Origin of the sequence: Halomonas sp. 707D4 (genome assembly GCF_024158685.1) — a bacterium.
GTDB lineage: Bacteria > Pseudomonadota > Gammaproteobacteria > Pseudomonadales > Halomonadaceae > Vreelandella.
On sequence record NZ_JAMZBD010000493.1, the window covers coordinates 1 to 2228 of the forward strand.

2 protein-coding genes are annotated in these 2228 nt (G+C 71.4%); both read left to right on the top strand.

The annotated features are described in order from the left end of the window. Nucleotides 1-1425, top strand: a 1425-nt coding sequence (gene ptsP, locus BIS11_RS15695; protein WP_253586503.1) for a phosphoenolpyruvate--protein phosphotransferase, incomplete at its 5' end; no start/stop codon positions are given. Beyond that, nucleotides 1425-2228 (top strand): 1-phosphofructokinase family hexose kinase (locus BIS11_RS15700; RefSeq protein ID WP_253586504.1); only part of this gene is annotated, 804 nt, incomplete at its 3' end. The genes ptsP and BIS11_RS15700, both read left to right, overlap by 1 nt.

Sequence of the window (2228 nt, forward strand, 5' to 3'; positions counted from 1 at the left end):
GGCCGCTCGGCGGAAGCCGGCTGGTGGGAGGCGATCGACACCGCCGCTCACGCCCAGGAGATGCTCGCCGACCGGCTGCTGGCCGAGCGCGCGGCGGACCTGCGCGACGTGGGCCGCCGGGTGCTGAGCGTGCTGTGCCATATCGAGTTGCCCGAACCGCCGGCGCACCCCTACATCCTGGTCACCGAGGACATCGGCCCGTCGGACGTGGCGCGCCTCGATACTGCCAAGGTGAAGGGGCTGCTCACCGAGCGCGGCGGCGCCACCGCCCATAGCGCGATCCTGGCCCGCGCCCTCGGCATTCCGGCGGTGGTCGGTGCCGGTCGCGCGGTGATGGCGCTCGACAATGAAAGCACGCTGATTCTCGACGGCGAGCGCGGTCGGATCATTCCGTCGCCGAGCGAAGAGCGCCTGACGCGGGCAAGACAGACCCTGCGCGCCCTCGAGGAGCGCGAGGCCAACGCCTGGTCGCGGCGCTTCGAGCGCGCAGCGACCCGCGACGGCCACCCGGTCGAGGTGGCGGCCAACCTGGGCAATACCCTGCACGCGGCGGATGCCGTCGAGCGCGGCGCCGAAGGCGTGGGCCTGCTGCGCACCGAATTCCTGTTCATGGCGCACTCGAGCGCCCCGAATCTCGCCACGCAGACCAATGAGTACCGCCAGGCGCTCGAGGCGCTGGCCGGGCGTCCGCTGGTGGCGCGTACCCTGGATGTCGGCGGCGACAAGCCGCTGCCCTACTGGCCGGTGCCGCAGGAGGACAACCCGTTTCTGGGCCTGCGCGGCATTCGCCTGGCGCTGACCGAGCCCGGCGTGCTCGAGACCCAGCTGCGCGCGCTGCTGCTGGCCGGCGCCCCGCGCGAGGATGGCCTGGCGTGCCCGCTTCGCATCATGCTGCCGATGGTCAAGGACGTGGCGGAGTTTCGTACCGTGAAGGCGATCTTCGACCGACTCATGGTCGAGATTCCCGCCGACGAGCGCGCCACCGACGTGCAGCTCGGCGTGATGATCGAAATTCCATCGAGTGCCCTGCTCGCCCCCAGCCTGGCCGCCGAGGTGGACTTCTTCTCCATCGGCACCAACGACTTGACCCAATATACGCTTGCCATCGACCGCGGCCACCCGGTGCTCTCCGCCCAGGCCGATGGCCTGCATCCGGCGGTACTGCGCCTGATCCAGATGACCGTCGAGGCCGCCCACGCCCAGGGCAAATGGGTCGGGGTGTGCGGCGAGCTCGCCTCGGACGCCGTCGCCATCCCGGTGCTGGTGGGCCTGGGTGTCGACGAGCTCTCGGTCAGCGCCCGTCAGGTGCCGCTGGTCAAGGCGCGGCTGCGCGAGTTCGACCTTAATGATGCCCGCGAGAGCGCCCGGCGGGCGCTGGCCCAGTCGACCAGTGATGCCGTGCGCGACGCGCTGGAGGCGAACTGATGGCGCGTGTGATGACCGTGACCCTCAATCCGGCCCTTGATCTGGCCTTCGCCCTCGACGAGCTGGCCCCCGGCGCGGTCAACCGCTCCCATCACGCCCAGCTCGAGGCCGCCGGTAAAGGGGTCAACGTGGCCCGGGTGCTGGCGGGGCTCGGTCACGAGGTGATCGTCGGCGGCTTTCTCGGCGCCGACAACGACGCCCTGTTCAAGCGCGCCTTCGCGGAGCTGGGGGTGACGGACGCCTTCCTGCGCCTGCCCGGCGACACCCGCATCAACGCCAAGCTGGCCGAAGCGAGCGGCCGGGTGACGGACATCAACGGCCCCGGCATCGCGGTGGATGCGGCGGCCATGCAGGCCCTGCTCGAAGCCGTCGAGACGACTATGGCTGAAAGGCCGCTCGACGCGCTACTGGTTGCGGGAAGCCTGCCGCCGGGGCTCGATGTCGACGGCTTCGGCGAGTTTCTGGCCCGCCTCGAGGCCACCGGCGTGCCGCTCTGGGTGGATACCAGCGGCGCGGCGCTGACTCGCGCCATCGCCGCCGCCCCCCAGGCGGTCAAGCCCAACGAACTGGAGCTTGCCGACTGGGCGGGCGAGGCGCTCGAAAGTCTCGAGTCGCGCCTGGCGGCCACGGCACGCCTGCACGCGGCCGGCATCGAGCAGGCGCTGCTTTCCGCCGGCGCCGACGGGGTGCTCTGGGTCAACGCCCAAGGCGCCTGGCAGGCGCTGCCGCCCAGGCTGCAGGCGGCCAATACCGTCGGCGCCGGCGACACCTTCGTGGCCGGCATGCTGCACGGTCTCTTGAGC